Raw genomic sequence first — 21,831 nt, forward strand, 5'->3', positions numbered from 1 at the left:
TATGGTTCATGCTTGTGCAAGTTGGAACTGAATTATGTTACTCGCTGTATTATAGTGGGGAGTTTAGTTTCTCAAATATTCATTTTAATAAAACAATAAAAGCGGGTGTATTCTGTGGAGGACTTGCAGGTTCAGGTTGTTGGTGTATCTATTACCAGCACTACAGGAAAAACAAGAACAGATAGGATACAAATCCTAGACCTTGCGGCTGGGGTTAAGTTGAGAATAACGCGCTTGGAAGTATTTTAGCTGCCGCAAACGCGAATAAACCAGGTACAACAGAAAACTACGCGTCAGGTACTCAGGCAGCAATTAAAGAGGCTTGTAGTGGAAATACTCCAGTATCCTGTGAAACGGCAATGGCAGCGGTAGGAAGCGCTCTTGCCTGGCCGTTATTGCCCGAGATGGCTGCTACCACTAGTCTGATCGGTGCGAGTGCAAATGCTGGTGTAGGCTTACTGATTAATGGTGAAGTGAATCCGAATGATGTAATCCTTGGTTACTGGACAGGTGCATTGACAGCAGGAACTGGGTTATGGGGCACAATGGCGGTGAATGCTGGTAGTGGAGCGACATCAAGTTACCTTAAAGGTGATGACCCGTGGAAAGGTGGAGCAATCAGCGGCATAGCATCTGGGTTGGGTTATGGCGCAGGTAAATTGGTTGAATTGCCATTTGATAAAGTCCTTAATCCAATGAAACCATGGAAAGACTGGATCTGGACAGATGTCGGGATGGGAATATCAAAACCACTGCCGATTAATCCAGTGCCCGGCGTTGCTGGCAACATAACTGGTTCAGTCACAACAGAGTATGGCAATGATCAAGCAGGAAAAGCAACGGAGGGGCAGAAATGAAAGTTTCACTCTCAAAATGGCTTTTGATCTTACTCTACTTAGTAATTGCTTTACCTATTGGAATATTTATTACAACGGTTGCCACTCAAGTTGTAATAAAATTGTTTTATTTTATTACTAGCGGATTGTCTGTGGATTTATTATCCATCGATTATGTGAAAATTTTGAAAGGCAGCGTTGTTGGTGGTGTTATTGGAGCTATAGGTTGCTGGTTTGTGTACTACCAGCACTATAGGAAAAACAGACGCAAATAACGCTATCGGAGTGAGTTGTTGTTGAGAATAACGCGCTCAGCTTCGGTGATGGTTTTGAAAGCAATGCTGCGGCGGCTACATCATGGAACAAGTACGCGGTGGACAATAATCTGACACCGGAACAAAAGCAGGCCGGGCTGGATAAGATAGCGAAAGGTGATATGCCGGACAGCACCAATATCACGAAAGTGATCGTGGATGGCTACCAGGATGGTGTGATGATTGCCGGGGCATGGTATCTGGGGCCTGCTGCGTCAGCAGGTAAAGTTCTTGGTGGCGGGCTTCTTGGACTGGCGGCCAATAGTGGTTATCAGGTCTATGATTTAAACCAGCCGCAGAATGCGAATAAGTCGTGGGACTATCTGGGAAGCGCGACCTCATTTACAACAGGCATGATGGCTCCCGGTCGTGGTGTCCTTGCGAACACAGGTATCGCAATGGGTAGGGCATTCTTTACTGATGGTCCAAATACAGTGTCACTGGCCGGGGCTGGTATTGGTGCTGGTCTGGGTGGGGCATTTGGGAAGTATGCGCCAGTTGGCGTAGATAAAGTATTAAACGGGAATAACATTCCTGATTTTGTTTATGATGCTATCGGAGGTGTTGGTAGTGAGTTTATTAACGGATTCTCGAAAGAAGCATTAAACAATCCATCTGAAGAAAAATCAGGGGCTAAAAAATGATTAGTTACTTGAAGCTATTCATCTATGCCTGTGTTTTCTCTATCGGAGTTTGTTTGGTACTGGGTGCAGGGGTAGCATCATTAATTTATTTCAGTAAGGGATATTGGTTTTTCCCTTTACATCAAATCAAAAGAGCTTTGGTTTTTGGAACAATTGCAGGCACGGCGATAACAGTTGCCGCTGTCGTTTTTAAACTAATTGATGTATTTAACGCTCGTAAAAAGACGCCATCAGATCCTAAAGAATAAAATTAATCCCGCCCTTTCGCTGGCGGGATTTTTGCTCACTAATTACTGAATCCTGCCCGGCGGACAATTTTGTCTAAACCTGCTTCTTAACTTCAAAGTCCCACACACCTCGCAAGATTGCATCTTGCCTGGTTTTTCTTTGAAATCATGCTGTTATAGTTTTTTTAAGACTGCAAAGTCATTTGCATCATTGATGCATAGAGTATATATATACTCTATGCAGAGTATAATTAGAGTATATATATACTCTTTTTATACTATACATTTAAAATCAATTATATAGATAGAGTGCACTCTAGAGTATACTCTGGTTTTCCGAGGGGGTGTACTCGTTACTATACTCTGCAAAAATAAATGATATACTCTGAACATACTATGGATAATTTTCCGAATTTATATTTTAATAAGATTCTAAATCTGTAAGGAAAAGCAAAGAATGCCACGGATACAAACATTTGTCAGTAATCAGGTCAGGGAAGAAATAGATGCGATTATTACTGAGCGCAGGCAGGAAGGAGCAACGGAGACTGATGCAACAGTTTCGTCAATAACTTCCATGTTAGTAGAGCTAGGGCTCAGAGTTTATCGTATTCAGAGAGAAAGGAAGGAAGGCGGTTTTAACCAGATGGAGTACAACAAGGTTATGCTGGACAGTTTGGTTAGAGTCAGGGCTATGTGTAGTGAAATTATGAGAATGAATATGCTTAGTGAGGAGTCTGTAGCTAGTGGTAAATTTGACGGACAAACTATTAAGCTATTTATTGATAAGGTTGCTAAAGAAAATGTTGGAATTTTCTTTCCGGATGATGAAGGTTAAGGTTAATAGAATGGAAAGTCCATTGTCAGTTATTGACAATGGACTATGGTATTTATTTTATGATGGCTTTAGATATTACAGAAAGAAGTTCCTCTGAATGCACAGGTTTTGAAATAACTTTAGTGTTCATTACTTTAAATTTTTCTGCGTAAGCACTTATGAAAACGAAGGGGGTTCTCATGTTAGGGCCTTCATTATCTCTTATATGTTTAAGTAATTGATCGCCGGTAATGACTGGCATTTGCAAATCACATAAAATTATATCATATGGTTTTCTTGCAAGCTTTTCTAGTGCTCGAGTAGGGGAGGTTGATGTTTCACATATATGGTCATAGGTTGATAACATTTCAGCTATTGTAAAACATGATAGTTCATTATCATCTATAACAATGATGTTTAGGTTGGCTGGCACTGGATAATCTATTTGTTTAAGTGAAGTGTTTTGAAGATCAACTGATTGTTCAACAATGACTGGTAATTTTACAATCAACTCACTGCCTATCCCCTCTTCACTTTTTACTTCAATTTCGCCTTTTAAGGCTTTCACAAGCCCGTCAACAATTGCAAGACCCATTCCGAAGCTAGGAATTTTAACTTCACAGGGCGATAACATCGACAGGATAATGGAGTCGTTTGAAGGCTTTTCGGATCAGAGACATGACTGGTTACTTGAGAAAATAAGGGGGATTTTGCCAGCCCCCTCCCTTAATGCAACAGAACCTATGTTATTACTCCACTCGATAGAAGAGCTTCGACACAATTTGCCACTGCCCGTCAACTTTCATAAGATTCAAATAATCGATCATAATATTGTCGAACAAACGTAAGCGGACCTTAGCCAGTGCCATATCCGATGCCAGAACATCGATCATTAACACTTCATCAGAACGTGGAAATCCACCTTCTTCCGGTGATTTTCGTCCTTTAACCATTTTCCGGTATTCGGATAATGGACGTACTATTGTGTTACCTTGTTGCTGTGAATAGAGCACACAATCACGGTGGAACACCCGATCAAATAGCGATAGATCCTGATGTTGAAGCACATCAAAGTATGAACCAAGAAACTCCTGAATTTCTTTAATAACCATTTATATAATTCCTCTGACATGAAAGAATTGCAATGCCACCAAAGTATAGCTTTGCGGCCTAGAACTATGTGTGACATATTTTCTTTTACGCGGTTAGGAAAACTAACATGAAATCAAAACTCCCTCCTTTAACGGCACTTCGTGCCTTCGTTGCTTTAGCACGTCTGGGCTCGGTTGGTGCTGTTGCTGATGAATTACATGTGACACACAGTGCGATCAGTCACCAGATGCACGCCCTTGAAAATTATCTTGGTATATCACTGGTAAACCGTACCGGCCGCCGGACTATCCTCACTGATGAGGGGCGAGTTTATGCGTACCAGATTAGTCAAGCACTGGAGAATATTGTCTCTGCCACCGAGCACCTTCGATACCAAGTAGGTAGCCAGTATTTGAGGATATCTGTCTTACCCTCCTTTGCCATGCACTGGTTAGTACCTAGGTTGTCTGACTGGCTAGCCTGCAACCCCACTATTACTCTCAATCTTGAGGCGTCGACGGATCTGACCGACTTTGATACTGGGCCAGCAGATTGTGCAATTCGCTTCGGACACGGTGAATGGCCAAATATGCATATCCACCGACTTATGGGGGATTCATTGTTGCTGGTTGCTGCTCCGCGGCTATTCTCTACTGGTGGGCTGCAAACTGTGGAAGAAGTCCTTGCATTTCCTAGGTTACAAGCCACCGAGAGTTGGTCAACATGGTTGTCCGGAAGAACAGAGGCGTGTACGTTTGACGCCCTCCCACCTTCATTACTTTTCAGCGATTCGACACACATGCTGGAAGCTGCAAGAACAGGAATGGGCATAGCACTCACCCGCCGCTCAATTGCTTCAGGTCTGCTAGAACGTGGAGAACTTGTTCAGGTAACAGCTATCGAAGCTACACACACATTCAGCTACTATCTAGTCTGGCCTCACCGCTCACACAATTGGGGCACTCTGGAGCGTTTTTCTAAATGGCTTGACGATCAGGCAAAGAATTTTGTGGACCACTTCACTGCGGCAAACGACTGAATAGCCAAGGTATCTGAAATTTCTTTTTCCCATTGAGGCACCAGTTAGAGAATCCAAACAGAGAAACGGCTGGCAGAGCTGGAAAACCGTCTGGAGGCGGCCAAAAACTGCCTGAACGACGACAAACCGGTCCTGGATGCGCCAACAGATGCTGAGGTTGCGCCACAAACGACGCCAGGAAAAACCGCCCGCAACACCACCCGAAAACCGCTGCCAGCCGACCTGCCACGGGAAACGCAGACTCTCCTGCCAGCGGACAGCGTCTGCCCGTCCTGTGGTGGAGAACTGAAGGTGATGGGAGAAACTCTCTCTGAACAACTGGAAATCATCAATACCGCCTTTAAAGTTATCGAAACGGTCCGGCCAAAACTGGCGTGCAGCCGGTGCGACGTGATCGTGCAGGCACCGCTCCCGGCCAAACCAGTAGAAGGCAGTCGTGTGGGCAGCAGCGTGCTGGCCCGTATCCTGGTTGGAAAATATGCAGAACACATGCATCGCCAGTTGCGCCGGTGTCAGGAACACTTTGCCATCGCGGGCTGACGGCCAGGCGAAGCGGCCGCGCTCCAGCCGTTTGGTCAGCAGGCACAGCCCGTCACCGGTAGACCACAGCAGTTTGATCTGATTGCCGCTGCGGCCCCGGAAGATGAAGACGTGGCCGGACATCGGATCGTCTTTCAGCGTCGTCTGCACCTTTGCAGCGAGACCATTGAAGCCGTTACGCATGTCGGTGATACCGGCAACCAGCCATATTTTGGTGCCTGTTGGTAACGGGATCACCGTTTGAGCTCCTGTATCAGCAGGGTCAGGAGCTTTTCGCTGACAGTGCCATTGAGACGGAGCGTTCCGTGCCGGAACGTTACCTCACAGCTGATACTGAGGGTTTCCGGGGCCTCCACGAGTGGCTCTGACTGTACGGCAGCTGCATCGAGAGTCACAGGAAGTACGGCGCTTGTCCGGGCAAAAAGGCGCGGTGTGGATGTGGCCGTGGTGCTGGACTGGAAATCAAATGCCGGAAAGAACAACAACGCGAGTAAGGCCGCGATGAACCTTCTGGCTGGTGCGGGCATTCCGGTTCGTACAGTCAGTACTTACAAAATTCTCCATGACAAAGTGATCGTCGCTGACGGGCGCAACACCCAGGTCGGCTCCTTTAACTTCGTGCGACACGTACACGCCTAACAAACGTGACTGTCTGATTTATCATTGTTAAACCAATAGCTTATTGAGCATTGTTAGTTAACCAGTTGTGCGACCAACTGTAGCCTAAGAGGACAGGCAGTGCTGGTAACGGAACTGTCTGGAGCTCCTCTGACAACGTACTCCCCTGGCAGGGTGCCTCATCATTGTGAAATGTGGGGCAGAAGCTCTCAGCCGAAAGAGGGCCAAGAGGCAAGGCTGGTCGGTATGGGCAACATGAGTGAATTGCTGATAAATGTCGTCAACGAAGAAGATGCCAAACGGCTGACAGGCATTAACCAAAAGGTAAAGGTGGCTGGATGTTTCATTGTAGTTTTGGGACACGTCGCCAGAACAGCCCCCGGCAGATAGGCAAGCCCATCAGAAACGTGGTAAGCCCGTATTGCTGCCCTAAGGGCAGGCAAATCGTAAGAGACGCTGTTGGCAGTGCGGGTAGAGGAGGATGGAAAAAGCGAATGCGTGACTGTAATGGTGACGATAGGGGTTCAGACTTTGCCCTGACGCTAAAGCGTGCCCACTTCCATCTGGTCTTTCATTGCAAAACTATTGGTTAACTTCTCAAATAAGGGAGAGCAGCATGGTAGCGTCCGTCAAAACATACGGATTGAACCGCACCGGGTTTCCGGGAGACTAAACTCTCAGTGAAAAAGGAGATCCGACATGGCATCAAAATCAGCAAACCGTTACTCCCCGGAATTTCGTGAACGGGCAGTCAGAATGTTGCTGGACCAGCGTGATGAGTACCGTTCTGAACACGCGGCTATCCATTTTCTTGCCCCTAAAATAGGCTGCAGCACCGACACCCTGCGCACCTGGCTTCGTCAGCATGAGCGGGATGCAGGCGGAGGTGACGGTGGACTTTCCACCTCTGAGCGCGAACGTCTCAAGGAGCTGGAGCGGGAAGTCCGGGAACTGCGGCGCAGCAACGATATCCTGCGGCAGGCTTCCGCTTATTTTGCGAAGGCGGAGTTCGACCGTCTGTGGAAAAATAATACCGCTGCTGGATACCCTCAGCAGGAGCCACGGGGTCGGACCGGTATGCCATGAGCTGGATATCGCCCCGTCGACATATTACCGGCACCAGGAGCAGCGTCAGCATCCGGAGAAGCGTAGCCTGCGGCAGCAACGTGACGACCAGCTGAAAGTGGAGATACAGCGCGTGTACGACGAAAACTACAGCGTCTATGGTGTTCGCAAGGTCTGGCGTCAGTTGCAGCGGGAAGGCTTCAGCGTGGCCAGATGCACCATCGCGCGGCTGATGAAGGCTATGGGGCTGGCCGGTGTGCTCCGTGGTAAAAAAGTGCGCACGACAGTCGGTCGTAAAACGCAGGCCGCTCATGACAGGGTCAATCGCCAGTTCGTCGCTGCCCGTCCCAACCAGCTTTGGGTGGCAGATTTTACGTATGCCAGCACCTGGCAGGGCTTCGCGTACGTGGCGTTCATCATCGATGTGTTCGCCGGCGTCATCGTGGGCTGGCAGGTGTCATCCTCGATGGAGACGACATTCGTGCTGGATGCGCTGGAGCAGGCGCTGTGGGCCCGTCGTCCGTCAGGCACAATCCATCACAGCGATAAGGGATCGCAATATGTGTCGCTGGCGTACACGCAGCGGCTACAGGAGGCGGAACTGCTGGCCTCAACGGGCAGCACGGGGGACTCCTACGACAATGCAATGGCGGAGAGCATCAATGGCCTGTACAAAGCGGAGGTGATACACCGACAGAGCTGGAAAAACCGTACAGAGGTTGAGCTGGCGACGCTGACATGGGTGGAGTGGTACAACAATCGTCGGCTGCTTGGGCGACTCGGCCACATACCACCTGCTGAAGCAGAACAGGCATATTATGCTTCCATCGGAGAAAAGGCTCTGGCAGCCTGAGTTCCCGGACTAAACTCTCTCCCACAAAACCGGGGCGGTTCAGTTTTTAACCCACAAACTCTGTGGATAACTCTGCAAGAAAGCAGGGGACAGTTCCCTGTCTTTGCCCTAATCTCAATGCAAAACATCAAACGCTCAATTTTCAACCATCGGCGAGAAAGTGCCATATGACAGATCAGCTCCCTTCTGCTTCCTCGAATGGACATACTCACGGATTTTCCGCTCCCTAATCCATTCTTGCGTCGAGCTGTGAGAGGGCTATATATCTTCGCTTCACGTTGCGTAGAATGCGCTGTGAGAAATTTTCTATTTTCTGAGGTGACCCCTCATTGTTAATGCTCTTAACGTGACTTTTCGCGCCATTGAGCGTCATACCCCGATTATGGATTTACACGGCGAGGAATGTTAACAGCCACAGGCTATCACGTTGGTAGCTGCGACATTCAGAGAATGTACAATATTACGTATTGGATGGCTCCTCCATGTCGTTATGACATAAAAGCTGATATATTTATATCTGTAATACCTTTTGTATATCCGAAATTAATCATAAACAAAAACATTAAATTTTTAAGAATAAAAGCAGGTAAATCAAGAAGATTAAAAAAATATGGGGTTTGCTTCCTCATAGCAGCTTTCCAGGCTTTCGTCTTCTGCATATTTTCATTGCTCTTTTGATTCTTTCCCAGATTATTAACTCAAATATGACAAGCACTGATGCCCTGGAGCAGACTGGAATTGATAATATCGTCACGTGGTTTCATATTATCTCAGGCCTAAGTCTGATTATTCTGGGTACTGTATTGTTTTCCTGGATGTTACTGAAGAGAGGTGTTCGTTATTATTACTGCTGGCTTTTCATGGATTTTACCGGAATTAAGAAAGATCTGCTTACATTGAGGGAAAAGAGTCTTCCTGACGCTCACTCAGGGGGAATTGCAGCTACTGTGCAGGGACTTGGCGTGCTGGCACTGCTGGGCGTTACTCTTTCAGGTGCATCATGGTTTTTATCTGACTATTTTTATCTCTTTTCTGGTGTTAACACAGAAATAATGATTGGATTACATAAATTTCTGACCAGTTTCATTGAGATTTATTTTTTTGCTCACGGAGCTATGGGACTACTTCATATGATAATGAGCTACTTTTCTCTGCCAGATACAGAATAACAAAGACCCCAGCAGCCGGGTTGTAAGAATATCTCAGCAGGGGATATATTTATGAGAAACATGGAAAAAACGGGCCATCTGGCATGGTGCGCTCTTGTTGCCCTGCACACGGCGCGGGAAGACGGACTGGTACTGTCAGAGTCGCAGGAAAACCTGTTTATCAACCGCTGGTTTGCGCAGGCGAAAAAACAGCGCCGCTTCCCGCGTGACGTGGCCACGGATATTGACTGGATACTGGATCAGGGGCGAAGACTTGGCGTTCGGGCAGGGTTACGGCATAAGCTCGATTATCTCTGGCGCAGCTGTACGGGCGAACTGTCAGAGCAGAACGACCTCTTTCGCCTGACATACGCCCTGGAGCTGGCGAAGCAGTATGACTGGGTGTATCACGTCCTCAGCGACAGTGAGTGGAGCGGCCGGCGTCAGATTCAGCCATCAGCGTCGGTAAACAGCATCTTTCTGCTGAAAAGCGCGCTGGAAATCGGTTTTAATGATGACGGGAAGCAGGTTATGCCGGTTCCGGCGAGAATTGGCGGCAGGGCTGGCGGACTGAATACGCTGCTGAAAAGCTGTGGTTGGGAGGCCGTCAGCAACGACACCCAGTGGATACTGATGGCCATCCGCACCGGCTGAAACGCACCGGATTTTAATCAGTTATTCTGTACACCTCTCCCCCTGACACTTTTTTCTCCCGGATTTCTGGAGCGGTTCAAAACCTGTGTCTGAAACTCCTCCTGCAATACTGTTAGTGCCAATGATATAAGACTGTCATGGCCATAAATCTTGGCATTGACATCTTCCAGGGACACCGTGGTGATATGGTGAAGCTGTTGTGGTCAGATGAGGATGGTCTGTGCCTGTTCATCAAACGACTGGAGCGCGGACACTTCACCTGGCCCGTTGTCAGCGACGGGAAGCTCCACCTGACCCCGGCGCAACTGGCTATGCTGCTGGAAGGCCTGAACTGGAAACATCCGCAGTCATCACAACGTCCTGGCCTGCGGGTGTAACCTGTTGTAATGTCGTGGTATGGAAAATGAACTTCCTGACGACATCGACCAGCTGAAGGTCATGCTACGTAAACAACAGACCCTGTTGCGCCAGTATGCAGGACAGGTTGCGGGTTACGAGCTGGAAATAAACCGCCTGAAAGCACAGCTGGATAAACTACGACGAATGCTGTTCGGTCAGAGTTCGGAAAAGAGCCGTAATAAGCTGGAAAACAAAATCCGTCAGGCAGAGAAACGGTTGTCAGAGCTTGATACCCGTCTGGAGGCGGCCAAAACTGCCTGAACGACGACAAACCGGTCCTGGATGCGCCAACAGATGCTGAGGTTGCACCACAAACGACGCCAGGAAAAACCGCCCGCAACACCACCCGAAAACCGCTGCCAGCCGACCTGCCACGGGAAACGCAGATTCTCCTGCCAGCGGACAGCGTCTGCCCGTCCTGTGGTGGAGAACTGAAGGGGAGAAAATCTCTCTGAACAACTGGAAATCATCAATACCGCCTTTAAAGTTATCGAAACGGTCCGGCCAAAACTGGCGTGCAGCCGGTGCGACGTGATCGTGCAGGCACCGCTCCCGTCCAAACCAGTAGAAGGCAGTCGTGTGGGCAGCAGCCTGCTGGCCCGTATCCTGGTCGGAAAATATGTGGAGCACACGCCGCTGTACCGACACTTTGAAATCTACACCCGTCATGGGCTGGTGCTGAGCCGTAACACGATGGTCCGCTGGGTCGCGATGATGGGCAACCGGCTTCGTCCGCTGTATGAGGCACTCCAGGCTTGCAAAGTGCATACCGATGATAGTGTGACACGAAGGACGGAACCGGGAAGGCTCCGTCCATGCTGTGTCTGAGATGGAAGATGGCCTTCCGTATTCGCCTTACAGGAGGATGATACAAACCACCTCAGACTGTTGTGGTAAAGAGCCACAGCAGGAAGCGCTGGGGAAAAGGCGGCAAGAAGCCGTCAGGTAGGAGCAGAGAAGATGAACGCGAGTGAACCACTGGACAAGTGTCGTTACGTGTAAGCGTTGTCAAAACCGGGTTCTTGTCGTTACCCCGGGATAAGGATGGTGGAAACCTGTTTACTGACCATCCGGCAACCGGCATTGAGGTGGCATGATCTCTGCTCAGGCTCAGATACGGAACGTGTGAACCTGAACCGCCCCGGTTTTCCGGGAGAGTATTTTGGTTGGGAACTCAGGCTGCCAGATCCTTATTCCCGATGGAAGCATAATATGCCTGTTCGGCTTCTGTCGGTGGGATATGCCCCAGCCTTTCCAGCAACCGGCGATTGTTGTACCAGTCCACCCACGCCAGCGTCGCCTGCCCGACTGTGTCGTCTTCCCCACGCACGTGTGGGTGTTTCCTTAGCCAGCTCTACCGGAGGTTCGCCGGTCGGGGGATTGCCCCCGAGTGGTAGATTAAAAGGGAACTACTTTCGCCAGCTTACACGACACGCTGGGCGGATATTTCTGCAGCAAAATTGACTTGAAATTGTGGAGATTTCACCTTGAAATTATCAAAATAAATAACTTAATTACAATAAGTTAGATATGAAATCGCCGTGGCGAAATTATTGACTCAAATTTCTATCAAGGACCTCGTTAATAGCTTTGTCCAGTTCATCCTGAACCACTTTTGGCATACGGCTAAACTCATAAGTCAGCGTACGCCCTTTCACACGTTTGCGCGCGAACTTGTCTTTTTCGTTAAAGGTCCAGAGTGCGGAAATTACTGACTTTTCCTTAGGAGGCGGAGCTATCAATGCCTGAGAGGCCTGGAAAATCAATTTCAGTATACTGACTTTCTTTTCGTCTTCTGGTCGCTCGTAGTCACTCAAAATTGCATCATGCTGATCTGAGACAGACTGAATGAGCCCTTCAGACGTTAAGCCCTTTTCACTGAGTTTTTCATTAACCTCTAACAGAATTTTATAGTCACTAAACGACAGCTCAGACTGAACTGGGAACAGAGAAATCAATTCTTGCGGTACTGCTGCCGCCTGCAGTGCCCTGGTGACCTTAGCCTGGGATAACCCCTCCAGTTCAGCAATTTCCTTTTGATTGAATCCAGACTCTTTCAGAGCCATCAATCTTAAGCCGATCTCCCGAAGATTATGCTCTTTAGCTGTCTGGATATCTTTAGCTAGCTGGCGAGCTTCATCAGCTGATAAAAGTTCATCGGTAACCATTACATCAAGCCCTGTACGGATATAAATCGCTGAGGCTCGCCGTCTTGAACCATCCAGTATCTCAATCCTTTCACCTTGCTTAATTCCAATACAGGGAAAGAACTGCTGAAACTTAATCGTCTGGATAATAGATTTAAGGGACTCCTTGGTCAGAGCAAGTTGATCTCTTCCGTTGGTTTCTTGGTTTACGAATGTCTTACTTTCAACGTCCGATGCAGGTACCCGAACAAACCTGAACGTTATCTTCCTGCCGGTTTTTAGGGTAAATACCTGACTTCTTTGGGTGTCAGTCATCTCGACCATTGACGCCTGGGTATTTAACTGTCTACCAATGGTTTTCCTTTTCTCATTCGACATCACATACCTCCGTTAGTACGAATGAACTCAATGCGATCAAATACGGCCTTCGCAAAGTCTTCCGCTGCAGATTTTGCGCTTTTAAGCGCCTCTGCGCTTCCATCATAGGTTGCTGGATTTGCGGAGATAACTGTGTCAAAAGTCTCCCCGCAGCGCTCGAAGCCATCCAGCCTCGGCAGAACCATGTCGAGCATATCGGCACCGAATACCTCTTTAGCCTGACTATGGCAAATTTTGTGATCAGACTTGTTCAGGATTTTGGACATAAAACCGACATTTCCGATGAGATTGCAGGTGTGTCCATCCTGTTCGATCGAATCAATAAGCGCAGGAAGGCTGGCTACAAACTTCAGGGAAGAATGAAAATCAACCGTTGCCGGAGGAAGAGGGGTCAACATCAGGTCTGCCGCTCCGATACAGTTTTTCAGGAACGCATCGAGGTGAGGACCACTATCAAGGAAGATAAAGTCGTAGTCATACCGGAGCTTGTCGATAAGGTTCTCTTTAAGCACTGCATGAATATTTTGCCCGGGCAGATGTTCCTCACACAATCCCTTCCAGCCTTCAGCAAGGAATGCATCGTCAATGGAAGCGGGAATAACATCAACGCCCGGGATAATTGACGGCACGATGAAATCGGACAGTAATTCCTCACGAGACACGTTCTGGAGCATGGCCTGAGCAGCCGTATTTTCAACCAGGCCCACTGAATTCTCATGGCTCAGGAACATTGTCAGAGATGCCTGCGGATCGAAATCGATGGCCAGAATACGCATGTCTTCGAACAGAAGCTGAGGATGAGCCCGAAAAGCATGGGATAATGAAGCGGTAGAAACTGTCTTGGAACCGCCACCTTTAAGGTTACATACAAAAATAGTGAAGGCTTTATCGAATCGATCTCTGTACTTGGGGACTTTTCGATGGAAATACAGATCGATGACGTTCTGAATCGTCATCGCGTACTTCATCGTATTGCCGGAAGGTTTCTTTTTAAAAATGTAGCCACTTGCTTCCATTTCGGCTACAGCATACTCAACACTCCCTTTGCTGAGCTTAGGCAGCTTATACAGGGCAGCTTTGCTGTATTCCTGATAGAACTCAGTAAGCTTCAATTCCTCTTTTTGCTGGCGGATACTTTCGCTCAAGGATGTCAGAAGTTTACCTGCACGTGTAGCTACTTTCCGTAACTGCTCAATATTTTCCATTTATCACCTCATGACATTTTTTGTTATTTTGAGCAAAAAACATCATGTTACAAGGAAAAAATCATAATATTTTGATTTTGCTCTCAACAGTTGGAGACGTGTTTAATTTTGTTGACCCACAGCACAAATCGTGAGTAAGTTCAGAGCTTGCATCTGAGCGAGGGGGTGGGCAAGCCCGCAGGGCGCGTCAACCTGTCACATTGGGGTATAATTCAAATTTACATAGAGAGACAATCATTATGAAACCAAAGACTGAACATATAAAAAGCTTCTGCGTGGCGGGGCTTTGCGTACGTACGAAAAACATTGATGAGTTCAATTCTGAAAGTGCAAAAATCCCTGGACTATGGGCAAAGTTCTATTCAGAGGGGGTGACAGAGCAGATCTCAACACGGTTACCAAATACTCCAATTTTTGGCGTTTACTCAGCTTATGAAACTGACGCTACCGGCTTCTATGATTTAACCGTTGGTGTATCTGTTGATAAATCAAACAGCGATTTTGAAAATATTGTCATTGAAGCTGGGGAATATCTCGTTTTTGAAGCAAGAGGGGCTATGCCCGATGCGATGATTCAAACCTGGTCTTATATCTGGTCTTATTTTGAGCAACACCCTGAGATATGTCGCAGTTTTCTTACTGATTTTGAAGCTTATAAAAGTCCTGAAGAAGCTGATATCTACATAGGTATTAGCACTACATAATCTTTTCAAACTCAATTTCCATAAGTCTACATTGTGGCTCAGCCCCCAACGTAGACAAGGAATACGTCCAAAACTCATCAATATTCACATATGCTATGTGCATATTGAATTGTTCAGAAATGCACTTAGCGTACGTTTCCGTACGGTTGGGCTTCGGAACCCTTTTTCAGGCTGTCAGAGTGCTCAGGGCGGATCTTCCCTGTGTCAGGCCGGGATATACCTCATCAGACTGATTTCCCGAGCGTGGATTTTCAGCTCCTGCACATTCAGGCCCGCCACCGCCCGGCGGTACACCATCTGGCCACCTCACAGTACGCAGGCAAACGGGTCATACCGCAGGACTGCTTACTCATCTGCGCGTAGCAGACCTTTGCCGCCGGCTCCGGTTTATCCATTTCCAGCGCGCTGTACAAAGTTAGCTATTAACGCAGCTACCCGGTCACTACCTCAATACGCAAAAGACTTAAATAATGTGGATTTTTGGGTTTTTAAATGAGTTTTCTTACATATTTACACCGATGTGTTTATGCGCTCATAATTAATTTTATTTTGAAATTATCTCACGGTGATGGTTAATACATGGACAGAAAAACGCATCTGGTAATTATTTCTGTTATTTCTTCACTCCTGATTGGCTGTAATTCGGTCGGCAAGACCCGGCCTTCTTCAGTTTCTCTCGTTTCATCTCAGAGTCAGAAAAGCAGCATCAGCGCAAAATCAGATGGTCGCCAGTGTGTTGATAACTTCGACCTCCTGAAGCAACTTAACACGTCTGCGTATTCCGGATATAAGGCCCAGTTTGACAGCGTTAACCGACAGTACGCGTACTATAAAGCTAATGAAGAATTAATGGAAAAGGACCCTAAAGAAGTTATGGTCATCACTCTGAATGATAAGCTGAATATGATTTGTGACAGGGTTAAAAGTCAGACGTTTGTTGAAATACGAAACCGCATGTTACAGGTTTCTAAGATTTAATTATTGATATATTCGGGGTGCTGTTTGTGTTTGCTGACATCAGGTTTTTTGAAAAAATGCGGCTGTTTGTTTTATTTTACTGGGTCATAAGTAGTTTTCTTTTCCCTCTTGCCCCGCTTGCATTTGCTTCCCAGCCTGATGGGATGGAAAGGCTCGGGGAGATGAGTCATCTGATGGAGGCTGGTCACGGGAAGACGGAGGCATTGCTCTCTGAACCTTACGGAAAGGCATCGTCACTCCCGGCGCCTGAGGTGTCTGTTGTTAAGCCATCCTCAGAGCCTTTGCGGGGCGCAGCGTTTCCCGGCAAAAACAACAACCACAGCAACCCTGATATTTCAGTTCATTCAGCCGGAACGGACTCTTCAGAGCCTGCGAGTCCACCACTAATGCCGGGCAGTATACATAATGAAACTTCCCCCCAAAAAACCGAACCCCCTCAGGCCCTGCTGAGCGGGGTTCAGTCCGTCTGGGGAGTTATGGGGGCGGAGGACCGCGCCGGGGCTGCGCGCTCAGCAGCGCTTGGACGTATCAACGGAATGGCCAATGGGGTGATGAATAATGCCATACGTGACTGGCTTGGGCAAAAAGGCAATGCACGTGTTCAGATAGATACGGAAAAACGCGGGAGCGCTGATTTACTGGTTCCTCTGGTGGATGCTCAGGAGCATCTTATTTATGGTCAGGCCGGCGTGCGGCGTGACAGAGACAGAACAATCTGGAATGGCGGTCTGGGCGTGCGGTATTACCCGGCAGAGGAATTCATGCTGGGAGTTAACAGTTTTTATGATTATGACCAGACGGGCAATAATGCCCGTTATGGTGTAGGGCTCGAGGCCAGAACTGACTATATCAGTCTTTCAGCGAACCGTTATTTCCGAATTACTGACTGGCATCAGTCGGTGCTTGATTCCATGCGTGATTATGATGAGCGCCCTGCTAACGGTTATGACCTGAGGGCCAGGTACTGGCTGCCGGCATATCCGCAGGTTGGTGGGGAATTTACCTACGAAAAATATTTCGGAAAAGGAATAGCTTCCGGGACAGGCTCTGCCTCTCCTGATTCCCTCCGGGATGCTCCGCAGACGTTTACGACTGCCGTAAATTATACGCCTTTCCCGTTAATGACAGTCACTGCCGGTCACCGCTCAGGTGACTCATCTGACCTGTTTGCCAGGATTGATTTTAACTGGCGGTTTGGATTGTCGCTTTCTGAGCAGTTAAGTGCTGACAATGTCAGCATTATGCGTAGTCTTAAGGGCGGCCGTTATGACCTTGTTGACCGTAACTATAATATTGTCATGCAGTACCGCAAGCAGGAGCTTGTTTCATTGTCATTACCTCCGTCATTTGAGGGGGAGGCGCTGACGAGTATTCCGGTTACCGCAAAGGCGAAGGCAAAGTACGGAGTTTCCCGCGTTGAGTGGGAGGCCGGCGCCTTTATTGCAGCCGGAGGGCAGATTGTCACAGGGGCAAATCCTCTTGAGGTCAGCCTGGTGTTGCCTGCCTGGAATTCGCCTGAAACGGGAAAAGAAAATACCTACACTCTTACTGCAGTAATGACCGACAGGGAAGGCAACAAAGCGGAAGCCCGGACGGTTATAACCGTGAAGGCGTCTTCCGTTCAGGCCACTCTCAGCGTTGTGTCAGATAATGCGCTTGCGGACGGGCGGTCTGCCAATCAGGTGGTGGTTAAGGTGACGGACGCCAGCGGGAAGCCAGTGTCCGGAATGGCGCTGAAGGTGATTATATCCCCTTCGACAGGAAAGAATGAATGTACCATCAATGGCTCGTCTGACTGCGGAGGGTTTGCGGCAACAACGGATGCTTCAGGCCAGGTTGCTCTCAATATAACTCACTTAAGGGCGGGGCAGTACGCGCTCAGTACAACGCTCATCAACGGCAACAGTTTTGTAACCGGTGTGACTTTTGTTCCGGTGAATGCCTCCGTTACCGGTATGACCCTGCTGGCAACTTCTCCTGTAACGGTCGGGCAGAGCAGTATGCTGACGTTAAAGGTTGTCAACCGCGATTCAGTTCCTGTAACAGGCCTGCAATCCTCTGATATCGTGCTGAGTAACACCCTGACGGGACAGGATTACAGTGGAATTGTCTGGACAGACAACGGAGACGGAAGTTATTCCGCGAGCGTTGTGATGACGTCTGCCGGCATAAACACTCTTAAAGCGAATATACCAGCCAGTAACATCGTGGCAGATGCCAGCGTGAGCGTGACGGCGGGCGCGCCGGATGCGGCCCGTTCATCGCTGGCCGCGGCGCCGGCGACCATAGCGGCTGACGGGGTGGCGGCGAGCACGCTGACCCTGACGCTGCGCGACGCGCTGAACAACCCGGTGAGCGGGCAGGCGGTTGCCTTTGCCTCGACCCTCGGGGGGGTGACCTTCAGCACGGTGACGGACAACGGAGACGGCAGCTACACGGCGACCCTGACCGGAACGACGGCGGGCGCTGCGGCGGTGAGCGCCACGCTGGGCGGTGCGGCCTTCGGGGTGGCCCCGGCCGGTGTCACCCTGACGGCGGGCGCGCCGGATGCGGCCCGTTCATCGCTGGCCGCGGCGCCGGCGACCATAGCGGCTGACGGGGTGGCGGCGAGCACGCTGACCCTGACGCTGCGCGACGCGCTGAACAACCCGGTGAGCGGGCAGGCGGTTGCCTTTGCCTCGACCCTCGGGGGGGTGACCTTCAGCACGGTGACGGACAACGGAGACGGCAGCTACACGGCGACCCTGACCGGAACGACGGCGGGCGCTGCGGCGGTGAGCGCCACGCTGGGCGGTGCGGCCTTCGGGGTGGCCCCGGCCGGTGTCACCCTGACGGCGGGCGCGCCGGATGCGGCCCGTTCATCGCTGGCCGCGGCGCCGGCGACCATAGCGGCTGACGGGGTGGCGGCGAGCACGCTGACCCTGACGCTGCGCGACGCGCTGAACAACCCGGTGAGCGGGCAGGCGGTTGCCTTTGCCTCGACCCTCGGGGGGGTGACCTTCAGCACGGTGACGGACAACGGAGACGGCAGCTACACGGCGACCCTGACCGGAACGACGGCGGGCGCTGCGGCGGTGAGCGCCACGCTGGGCGGTGCGGCCTTCGGGGTGGCCCCGGCCGGTGTCACCCTGACGGCGGGCGCGCCGGATGCGGCCCGTTCATCGCTGGCCGCGGCGCCGGCGACCATAGCGGCTGACGGGGTGGCGGCGAGCACGCTGACCCTGACGCTGCGCGACGCGCTGAACAACCCGGTGAGCGGGCAGGCGGTTGCCTTTGCCTCGACCCTCGGGGGGGTGACCTTCAGCACGGTGACGGACAACGGAGACGGCAGCTACACGGCGACCCTGACCGGAACGACGGCGGGCGCTGCGGCGGTGAGCGCCACGCTGGGCGGTGCGGCCTTCGGGGTGGCCCCGGCCGGTGTCACCCTGACGGCGGGCGCGCCGGATGCGGCCCGTTCATCGCTGGCCGCGGCGCCGGCGACCATAGCGGCTGACGGGGTGGCGGCGAGCACGCTGACCCTGACGCTGCGCGACGCGCTGAACAACCCGGTGAGCGGGCAGGCGGTTGCCTTTGCCTCGACCCTCGGGGGGGTGACCTTCAGCACGGTGACGGACAACGGAGACGGCAGCTACACGGCGACCCTGACCGGAACGACGGCGGGCGCTGCGGCGGTGAGCGCCACGCTGGGCGGTGCGGCCTTCGGGGTGGCCCCGGCCGGTGTCACCCTGACGGCGGGCGCGCCGGATGCGGCCCGTTCATCGCTGGCCGCGGCGCCGGCGACCATAGCGGCTGACGGGGTGGCGGCGAGCACGCTGACCCTGACGCTGCGCGACGCGCTGAACAACCCGGTGAGCGGGCAGGCGGTTGCCTTTGCCTCGACCCTCGGGGGGGTGACCTTCAGCACGGTGACGGACAACGGAGACGGCAGCTACACGGCGACCCTGACCGGAACGACGGCGGGCGCTGCGGCGGTGAGCGCCACGCTGGGCGGTGCGGCCTTCGGGGTGGCCCCGGCCGGTGTCACCCTGACGGCGGGCGCGCCGGATGCGGCCCGTTCATCGCTGGCCGCGGCGCCGGCGACCATAGCGGCTGACGGGGTGGCGGCGAGCACGCTGACCCTGACGCTGCGCGACGCGCTGAACAACCCGGTGAGCGGGCAGGCGGTTGCCTTTGCCTCGACCCTCGGGGGGGTGACCTTCAGCACGGTGACGGACAACGGAGACGGCAGCTACACGGCGACCCTGACCGGAACGACGGCGGGCGCTGCGGCGGTGAGCGCCACGCTGGGCGGTGCGGCCTTCGGGGTGGCCCCGGCCGGTGTCACCCTGACGGCGGGCGCGCCGGATGCGGCCCGTTCATCGCTGGCCGCGGCGCCGGCGACCATAGCGGCTGACGGGGTGGCGGCGAGCACGCTGACCCTGACGCTGCGCGACGCGCTGAACAACCCGGTGAGCGGGCAGGCGGTTGCCTTTGCCTCGACCCTCGGGGGGGTGACCTTCAGCACGGTGACGGACAACGGAGACGGCAGCTACACGGCGACCCTGACCGGAACGACGGCGGGCGCTGCGGCGGTGAGCGCCACGCTGGGCGGTGCGGCCTTCGGGGTGGCCCCGGCCGGTGTCACCCTGACGGCGGGCGCGCCGGATGCGGCCCGTTCATCGCTGGCCGCGGCGCCGGCGACCATAGCGGCTGACGGGGTGGCGGCGAGCACGCTGACCCTGACGCTGCGCGACGCGCTGAACAACCCGGTGAGCGGGCAGGCGGTTGCCTTTGCCTCGACCCTCGGGGGGGTGACCTTCAGCACGGTGACGGACAACGGAGACGGCAGCTACACGGCGACCCTGACCGGAACGACGGCGGGCGCTGCGGCGGTGAGCGCCACGCTGGGCGGTGCGGCCTTCGGGGTGGCCCCGGCCGGTGTCACCCTGACGGCGGGCGCGCCGGATGCGGCCCGTTCATCGCTGGCCGCGGCGCCGGCGACCATAGCGGCTGACGGGGTGGCGGCGAGCACGCTGACCCTGACGCTGCGCGACGCGCTGAACAACCCGGTGAGCGGGCAGGCGGTTGCCTTTGCCTCGACCCTCGGGGGGGTGACCTTCAGCACGGTGACGGACAACGGAGACGGCAGCTACACGGCGACCCTGACCGGAACGACGGCGGGCGCTGCGGCGGTGAGCGCCACGCTGGGCGGTGCGGCCTTCGGGGTGGCCCCGGCCGGTGTCACCCTGACTGGAGAGATAACAGGTGTCACCGCAGGTGGATTTACCTTTGCTACTACGGCAGGTTTCCCGACAACTGGTTTTAATAATGCCTCATTTACCATTAATACAGTGGGGGCTGCAGCAGGATATAACTGGACAAGTAGTGATACGTCGTGGGTTTCGGTATCTTCTACTGGTAGAGTGACGTTTACTGCAGAGGGTACCACATCGCCTGTAACCATTACGGCAACACCAATTGCCGGGGGGGATGCATTGACTTATACATTTACAGTTAATAAATGGTTTATTAATAATGGTGCAACTCGGTTAACGGGAAATAATGCCAGAGATTGGTGCATTGGTAGGGCTCTAAATTTGCCTGTTCTCAGTGATATGACGGTTAACAACAGTAATATTGCTACAGGAGTCCGTGGTATAGGTGCTCTTTGGAATGAGTGGGGGGCTTTAGCGGTGTATCCGGGTTCAGGCTTTACTAATGGATCGTATTGGTCTGCACAAGCTTTAAATGTTTCCACTTGGTATGAGGCAAGCATGGAATCAGGTATAGTGTATACTGGTTCTATAGTTGCGGTAGATTATGTTATGTGTAGTAAATATTTATAATATTTACCTGCATATTTTGGGCCTGCACCCGAAAAATTGGACTTCCAACAAAGTAAGGTGCAGTTCGGTTCATAGTTGATGAACAGATTCCAATTGTTGATTGAAATTTGATGTCAATCCGTGTTCGAATGAAGTTAAACAAGTCTCAGCATCTACCATTAATATACGGTCTGCAAATGAATATGACTGGGCCAGCAGTGCCCCATGGGCTTCGGTGGATGATAGTGGTCGGGTGGAATTTATCTCTAATGGAAACGCCTCCCCGGTTACCATTACGGCGACACCGAAATTGGGAGGTTCCGCTCTGACCTATACTTTCACGATAAAAAGTTGGTTTTTAGGTAG

General features: G+C 51.6%; 15 protein-coding genes, 9 pseudogenes and 1 other annotated feature. Of the genes and pseudogenes, 17 read left to right on the forward strand and 7 right to left on the reverse strand.

Annotation, left to right across the window (positions count from 1 at the left end; all coding sequences use genetic code 11):
• Positions 1-359 precede the first annotated feature (359 nt).
• From KGP22_RS22745 to traM, 5 genes are all read left to right on the forward strand, one after another.
• Positions 360-857 carry an adhesin gene (locus KGP22_RS22745; protein WP_223540632.1) on the forward strand — a complete coding sequence of 166 codons (498 nt, stop codon included), beginning with the start codon at positions 360-362 and terminating at the stop codon, positions 855-857.
• Positions 854-1,111 carry a hypothetical protein gene (locus tag KGP22_RS22750; RefSeq protein WP_143345809.1) on the forward strand — a complete coding sequence of 86 codons (258 nt, stop codon included), beginning with the start codon at positions 854-856 and terminating at the stop codon, positions 1,109-1,111. The genes KGP22_RS22745 and KGP22_RS22750 overlap by 4 nt, the downstream gene beginning before the upstream one ends.
• A gap of 98 nt (positions 1,112-1,209) precedes the next feature.
• Positions 1,210-1,794, forward strand: a complete 585-nt coding sequence (locus KGP22_RS22755) for an adhesin (RefSeq protein WP_143345810.1) — start codon at positions 1,210-1,212, stop codon at positions 1,792-1,794.
• Positions 1,791-2,042: a hypothetical protein gene (locus KGP22_RS22760; RefSeq protein ID WP_143345811.1), complete on the forward strand. Its 252-nt coding sequence runs from the start codon at positions 1,791-1,793 to the stop codon at positions 2,040-2,042. Before KGP22_RS22755 ends, KGP22_RS22760 begins: the two co-directional genes overlap by 4 nt.
• 436 nt (positions 2,043-2,478) lie before the next feature.
• The gene (traM, locus tag KGP22_RS22765; RefSeq protein ID WP_123061013.1) at positions 2,479-2,859 is read left to right on the forward strand and encodes a conjugal transfer relaxosome DNA-binding protein TraM; all 381 of its coding nucleotides are present in this window, start codon (positions 2,479-2,481) and stop codon (positions 2,857-2,859) included.
• 52 nt (positions 2,860-2,911) lie between these two features.
• Here traM and KGP22_RS22770 read toward each other — a convergent pair whose 3' ends face one another.
• Together KGP22_RS22770 and KGP22_RS22775 are read right to left on the reverse strand one after the other, a co-directional pair.
• A complete protein-coding gene (locus KGP22_RS22770) occupies positions 2,912-3,433 on the reverse strand; it encodes a response regulator (protein ID WP_172621951.1) in 522 nt (173 codons plus the stop codon).
• Positions 3,434-3,587: 154 nt separating this feature from the next.
• Entirely contained in the window at positions 3,588-3,950 is a 363-nt protein-coding gene (locus KGP22_RS22775; protein ID WP_143345813.1) for a nuclear transport factor 2 family protein, read from the reverse strand.
• 107 nt (positions 3,951-4,057) lie between these two features.
• Here KGP22_RS22775 and KGP22_RS22780 point away from each other — a divergent pair, with 107 nt between their 5' ends.
• A complete protein-coding gene (locus KGP22_RS22780; RefSeq protein WP_143345814.1) occupies positions 4,058-4,969 on the forward strand; it encodes a LysR substrate-binding domain-containing protein in 912 nt (303 codons plus the stop codon).
• Between the two features lie 54 nt (positions 4,970-5,023).
• Positions 5,024-5,461 (forward strand): annotated as a pseudogene (locus KGP22_RS22785) (IS66 family transposase zinc-finger binding domain-containing protein); the annotation flags it as partial.
• On the opposite strand, the pseudogene tnpB (KGP22_RS22790) reads toward KGP22_RS22785, so the two are convergent.
• Positions 5,462-5,746: pseudogene (gene tnpB, locus KGP22_RS22790) on the reverse strand (IS66 family insertion sequence element accessory protein TnpB); the annotation flags it as partial.
• A gap of 168 nt (positions 5,747-5,914) precedes the next feature.
• On the opposite strand from tnpB (KGP22_RS22790), the pseudogene KGP22_RS22795 reads away from it, so the two are divergent.
• The 6 genes and pseudogenes from KGP22_RS22795 to KGP22_RS22820 all read left to right on the forward strand — a co-directional run.
• Positions 5,915-6,127: pseudogene (locus KGP22_RS22795) on the forward strand (phospholipase D-like domain-containing protein); the annotation flags it as partial.
• 699 nt (positions 6,128-6,826) lie between these two features.
• Positions 6,827-8,045: pseudogene (locus KGP22_RS22800) on the forward strand (IS3 family transposase).
• Positions 7,114-7,229, forward strand: a sequence feature (AL1L pseudoknot). It overlaps the preceding pseudogene by 116 nt.
• Before the next feature lie 599 nt (positions 8,046-8,644).
• Positions 8,645-9,214, forward strand: a complete 570-nt coding sequence (locus KGP22_RS22805) for a cytochrome b/b6 domain-containing protein (protein ID WP_223582702.1) — start codon at positions 8,645-8,647, stop codon at positions 9,212-9,214.
• Positions 9,215-9,265: 51 nt separating this feature from the next.
• On the forward strand, positions 9,266-9,847 hold the full coding sequence (locus KGP22_RS22810) for a DUF2913 family protein (RefSeq protein ID WP_123061056.1): 582 nt from the start codon (positions 9,266-9,268) through the stop codon (positions 9,845-9,847).
• A gap of 155 nt (positions 9,848-10,002) precedes the next feature.
• Positions 10,003-10,224 (forward strand): annotated as a pseudogene (tnpB, locus tag KGP22_RS22815) (IS66 family insertion sequence element accessory protein TnpB); the annotation flags it as partial.
• Positions 10,225-10,243: 19 nt separating this feature from the next.
• Positions 10,244-11,026 (forward strand): annotated as a pseudogene (locus tag KGP22_RS22820) (transposase); the annotation flags it as partial.
• Between the two features lie 394 nt (positions 11,027-11,420).
• Here KGP22_RS22820 and KGP22_RS22825 read toward each other — a convergent pair.
• Positions 11,421-11,546, reverse strand: a pseudogene (locus KGP22_RS22825) (IS3 family transposase); the annotation flags it as partial.
• A 64-nt stretch (positions 11,547-11,610) separates the two neighbouring features.
• On the opposite strand from KGP22_RS22825, the pseudogene KGP22_RS22830 reads away from it, so the two are divergent.
• Positions 11,611-11,715 (forward strand): annotated as a pseudogene (locus KGP22_RS22830) (DUF4113 domain-containing protein); the annotation flags it as partial.
• Positions 11,716-11,796: 81 nt separating this feature from the next.
• Here the strand turns inward: KGP22_RS22830 and KGP22_RS22835 are convergent.
• Both KGP22_RS22835 and KGP22_RS22840 read right to left on the reverse strand, forming a co-directional pair.
• Positions 11,797-12,771 (reverse strand): ParB family protein, encoded by a 975-nt coding sequence (locus KGP22_RS22835; protein ID WP_223582697.1) that lies wholly within the window; start codon positions 12,769-12,771, stop codon positions 11,797-11,799.
• Positions 12,771-13,976: an AAA family ATPase gene (locus KGP22_RS22840; RefSeq protein ID WP_123061061.1), complete on the reverse strand. Its 1,206-nt coding sequence runs from the start codon at positions 13,974-13,976 to the stop codon at positions 12,771-12,773. Before KGP22_RS22840 ends, KGP22_RS22835 begins: the two co-directional genes overlap by 1 nt.
• A 239-nt stretch (positions 13,977-14,215) precedes the next feature.
• On the opposite strand from KGP22_RS22840, the gene KGP22_RS22845 reads away from it, so the two are divergent.
• A complete protein-coding gene (locus KGP22_RS22845) occupies positions 14,216-14,680 on the forward strand; it encodes a GyrI-like domain-containing protein (protein ID WP_123061062.1) in 465 nt (154 codons plus the stop codon).
• A gap of 204 nt (positions 14,681-14,884) precedes the next feature.
• On the opposite strand, the pseudogene KGP22_RS22850 reads toward KGP22_RS22845, so the two are convergent.
• Positions 14,885-15,093, reverse strand: a pseudogene (locus KGP22_RS22850) (IS91 family transposase); the annotation flags it as partial.
• A 166-nt stretch (positions 15,094-15,259) separates the two neighbouring features.
• Here KGP22_RS22850 and KGP22_RS22855 point away from each other — a divergent pair.
• Both KGP22_RS22855 and KGP22_RS22860 read left to right on the forward strand, forming a co-directional pair.
• Positions 15,260-15,658: a hypothetical protein gene (locus tag KGP22_RS22855; protein ID WP_223582557.1), complete on the forward strand. Its 399-nt coding sequence runs from the start codon at positions 15,260-15,262 to the stop codon at positions 15,656-15,658.
• 476 nt (positions 15,659-16,134) lie between these two features.
• On the forward strand, positions 16,135-21,486 hold the full coding sequence (locus tag KGP22_RS22860; RefSeq protein ID WP_223580483.1) for an invasin domain 3-containing protein: 5,352 nt from the start codon (positions 16,135-16,137) through the stop codon (positions 21,484-21,486).
• Positions 21,487-21,831 lie beyond the last annotated feature (345 nt).

The sequence above is a fragment of the Enterobacter sp. JBIWA005 genome, assembly GCF_019968805.1.
In the GTDB taxonomy this organism is placed as follows: domain Bacteria; phylum Pseudomonadota; class Gammaproteobacteria; order Enterobacterales; family Enterobacteriaceae; genus Enterobacter; species Enterobacter vonholyi.

Bases quoted from the DNA above. Each gene is read 5' to 3' on its own strand.
- KGP22_RS22745 (WP_223540632.1), top strand. From the start codon at position 360: ATGGCAGCGGTAGGAAGCGCTCTTGCCTGGCCGTTATTGCCCGAGATG.
- KGP22_RS22750 (WP_143345809.1), top strand. From the start codon at position 854: ATGAAAGTTTCACTCTCAAAATGGCTTTTGATCTTACTCTACTTAGTA.
- KGP22_RS22760 (WP_143345811.1), top strand. From the start codon at position 1,791: ATGATTAGTTACTTGAAGCTATTCATCTATGCCTGTGTTTTCTCTATC.
- traM (WP_123061013.1), top strand. From the start codon at position 2,479: ATGCCACGGATACAAACATTTGTCAGTAATCAGGTCAGGGAAGAAATA.
- KGP22_RS22770 (WP_172621951.1), bottom strand. From the start codon at position 3,433: ATGGGTCTTGCAATTGTTGACGGGCTTGTGAAAGCCTTAAAAGGCGAA.
- KGP22_RS22775 (WP_143345813.1), bottom strand. From the start codon at position 3,950: ATGGTTATTAAAGAAATTCAGGAGTTTCTTGGTTCATACTTTGATGTG.
- KGP22_RS22780 (WP_143345814.1), top strand. From the start codon at position 4,058: ATGAAATCAAAACTCCCTCCTTTAACGGCACTTCGTGCCTTCGTTGCT.
- KGP22_RS22810 (WP_123061056.1), top strand. From the start codon at position 9,266: ATGAGAAACATGGAAAAAACGGGCCATCTGGCATGGTGCGCTCTTGTT.
- KGP22_RS22835 (WP_223582697.1), bottom strand. From the start codon at position 12,771: ATGTCGAATGAGAAAAGGAAAACCATTGGTAGACAGTTAAATACCCAG.
- KGP22_RS22840 (WP_123061061.1), bottom strand. From the start codon at position 13,976: ATGGAAAATATTGAGCAGTTACGGAAAGTAGCTACACGTGCAGGTAAA.
- KGP22_RS22845 (WP_123061062.1), top strand. From the start codon at position 14,216: ATGAAACCAAAGACTGAACATATAAAAAGCTTCTGCGTGGCGGGGCTT.
- KGP22_RS22855 (WP_223582557.1), top strand. From the start codon at position 15,260: ATGGACAGAAAAACGCATCTGGTAATTATTTCTGTTATTTCTTCACTC.
- KGP22_RS22860 (WP_223580483.1), top strand. From the start codon at position 16,135: ATGGGGGCGGAGGACCGCGCCGGGGCTGCGCGCTCAGCAGCGCTTGGA.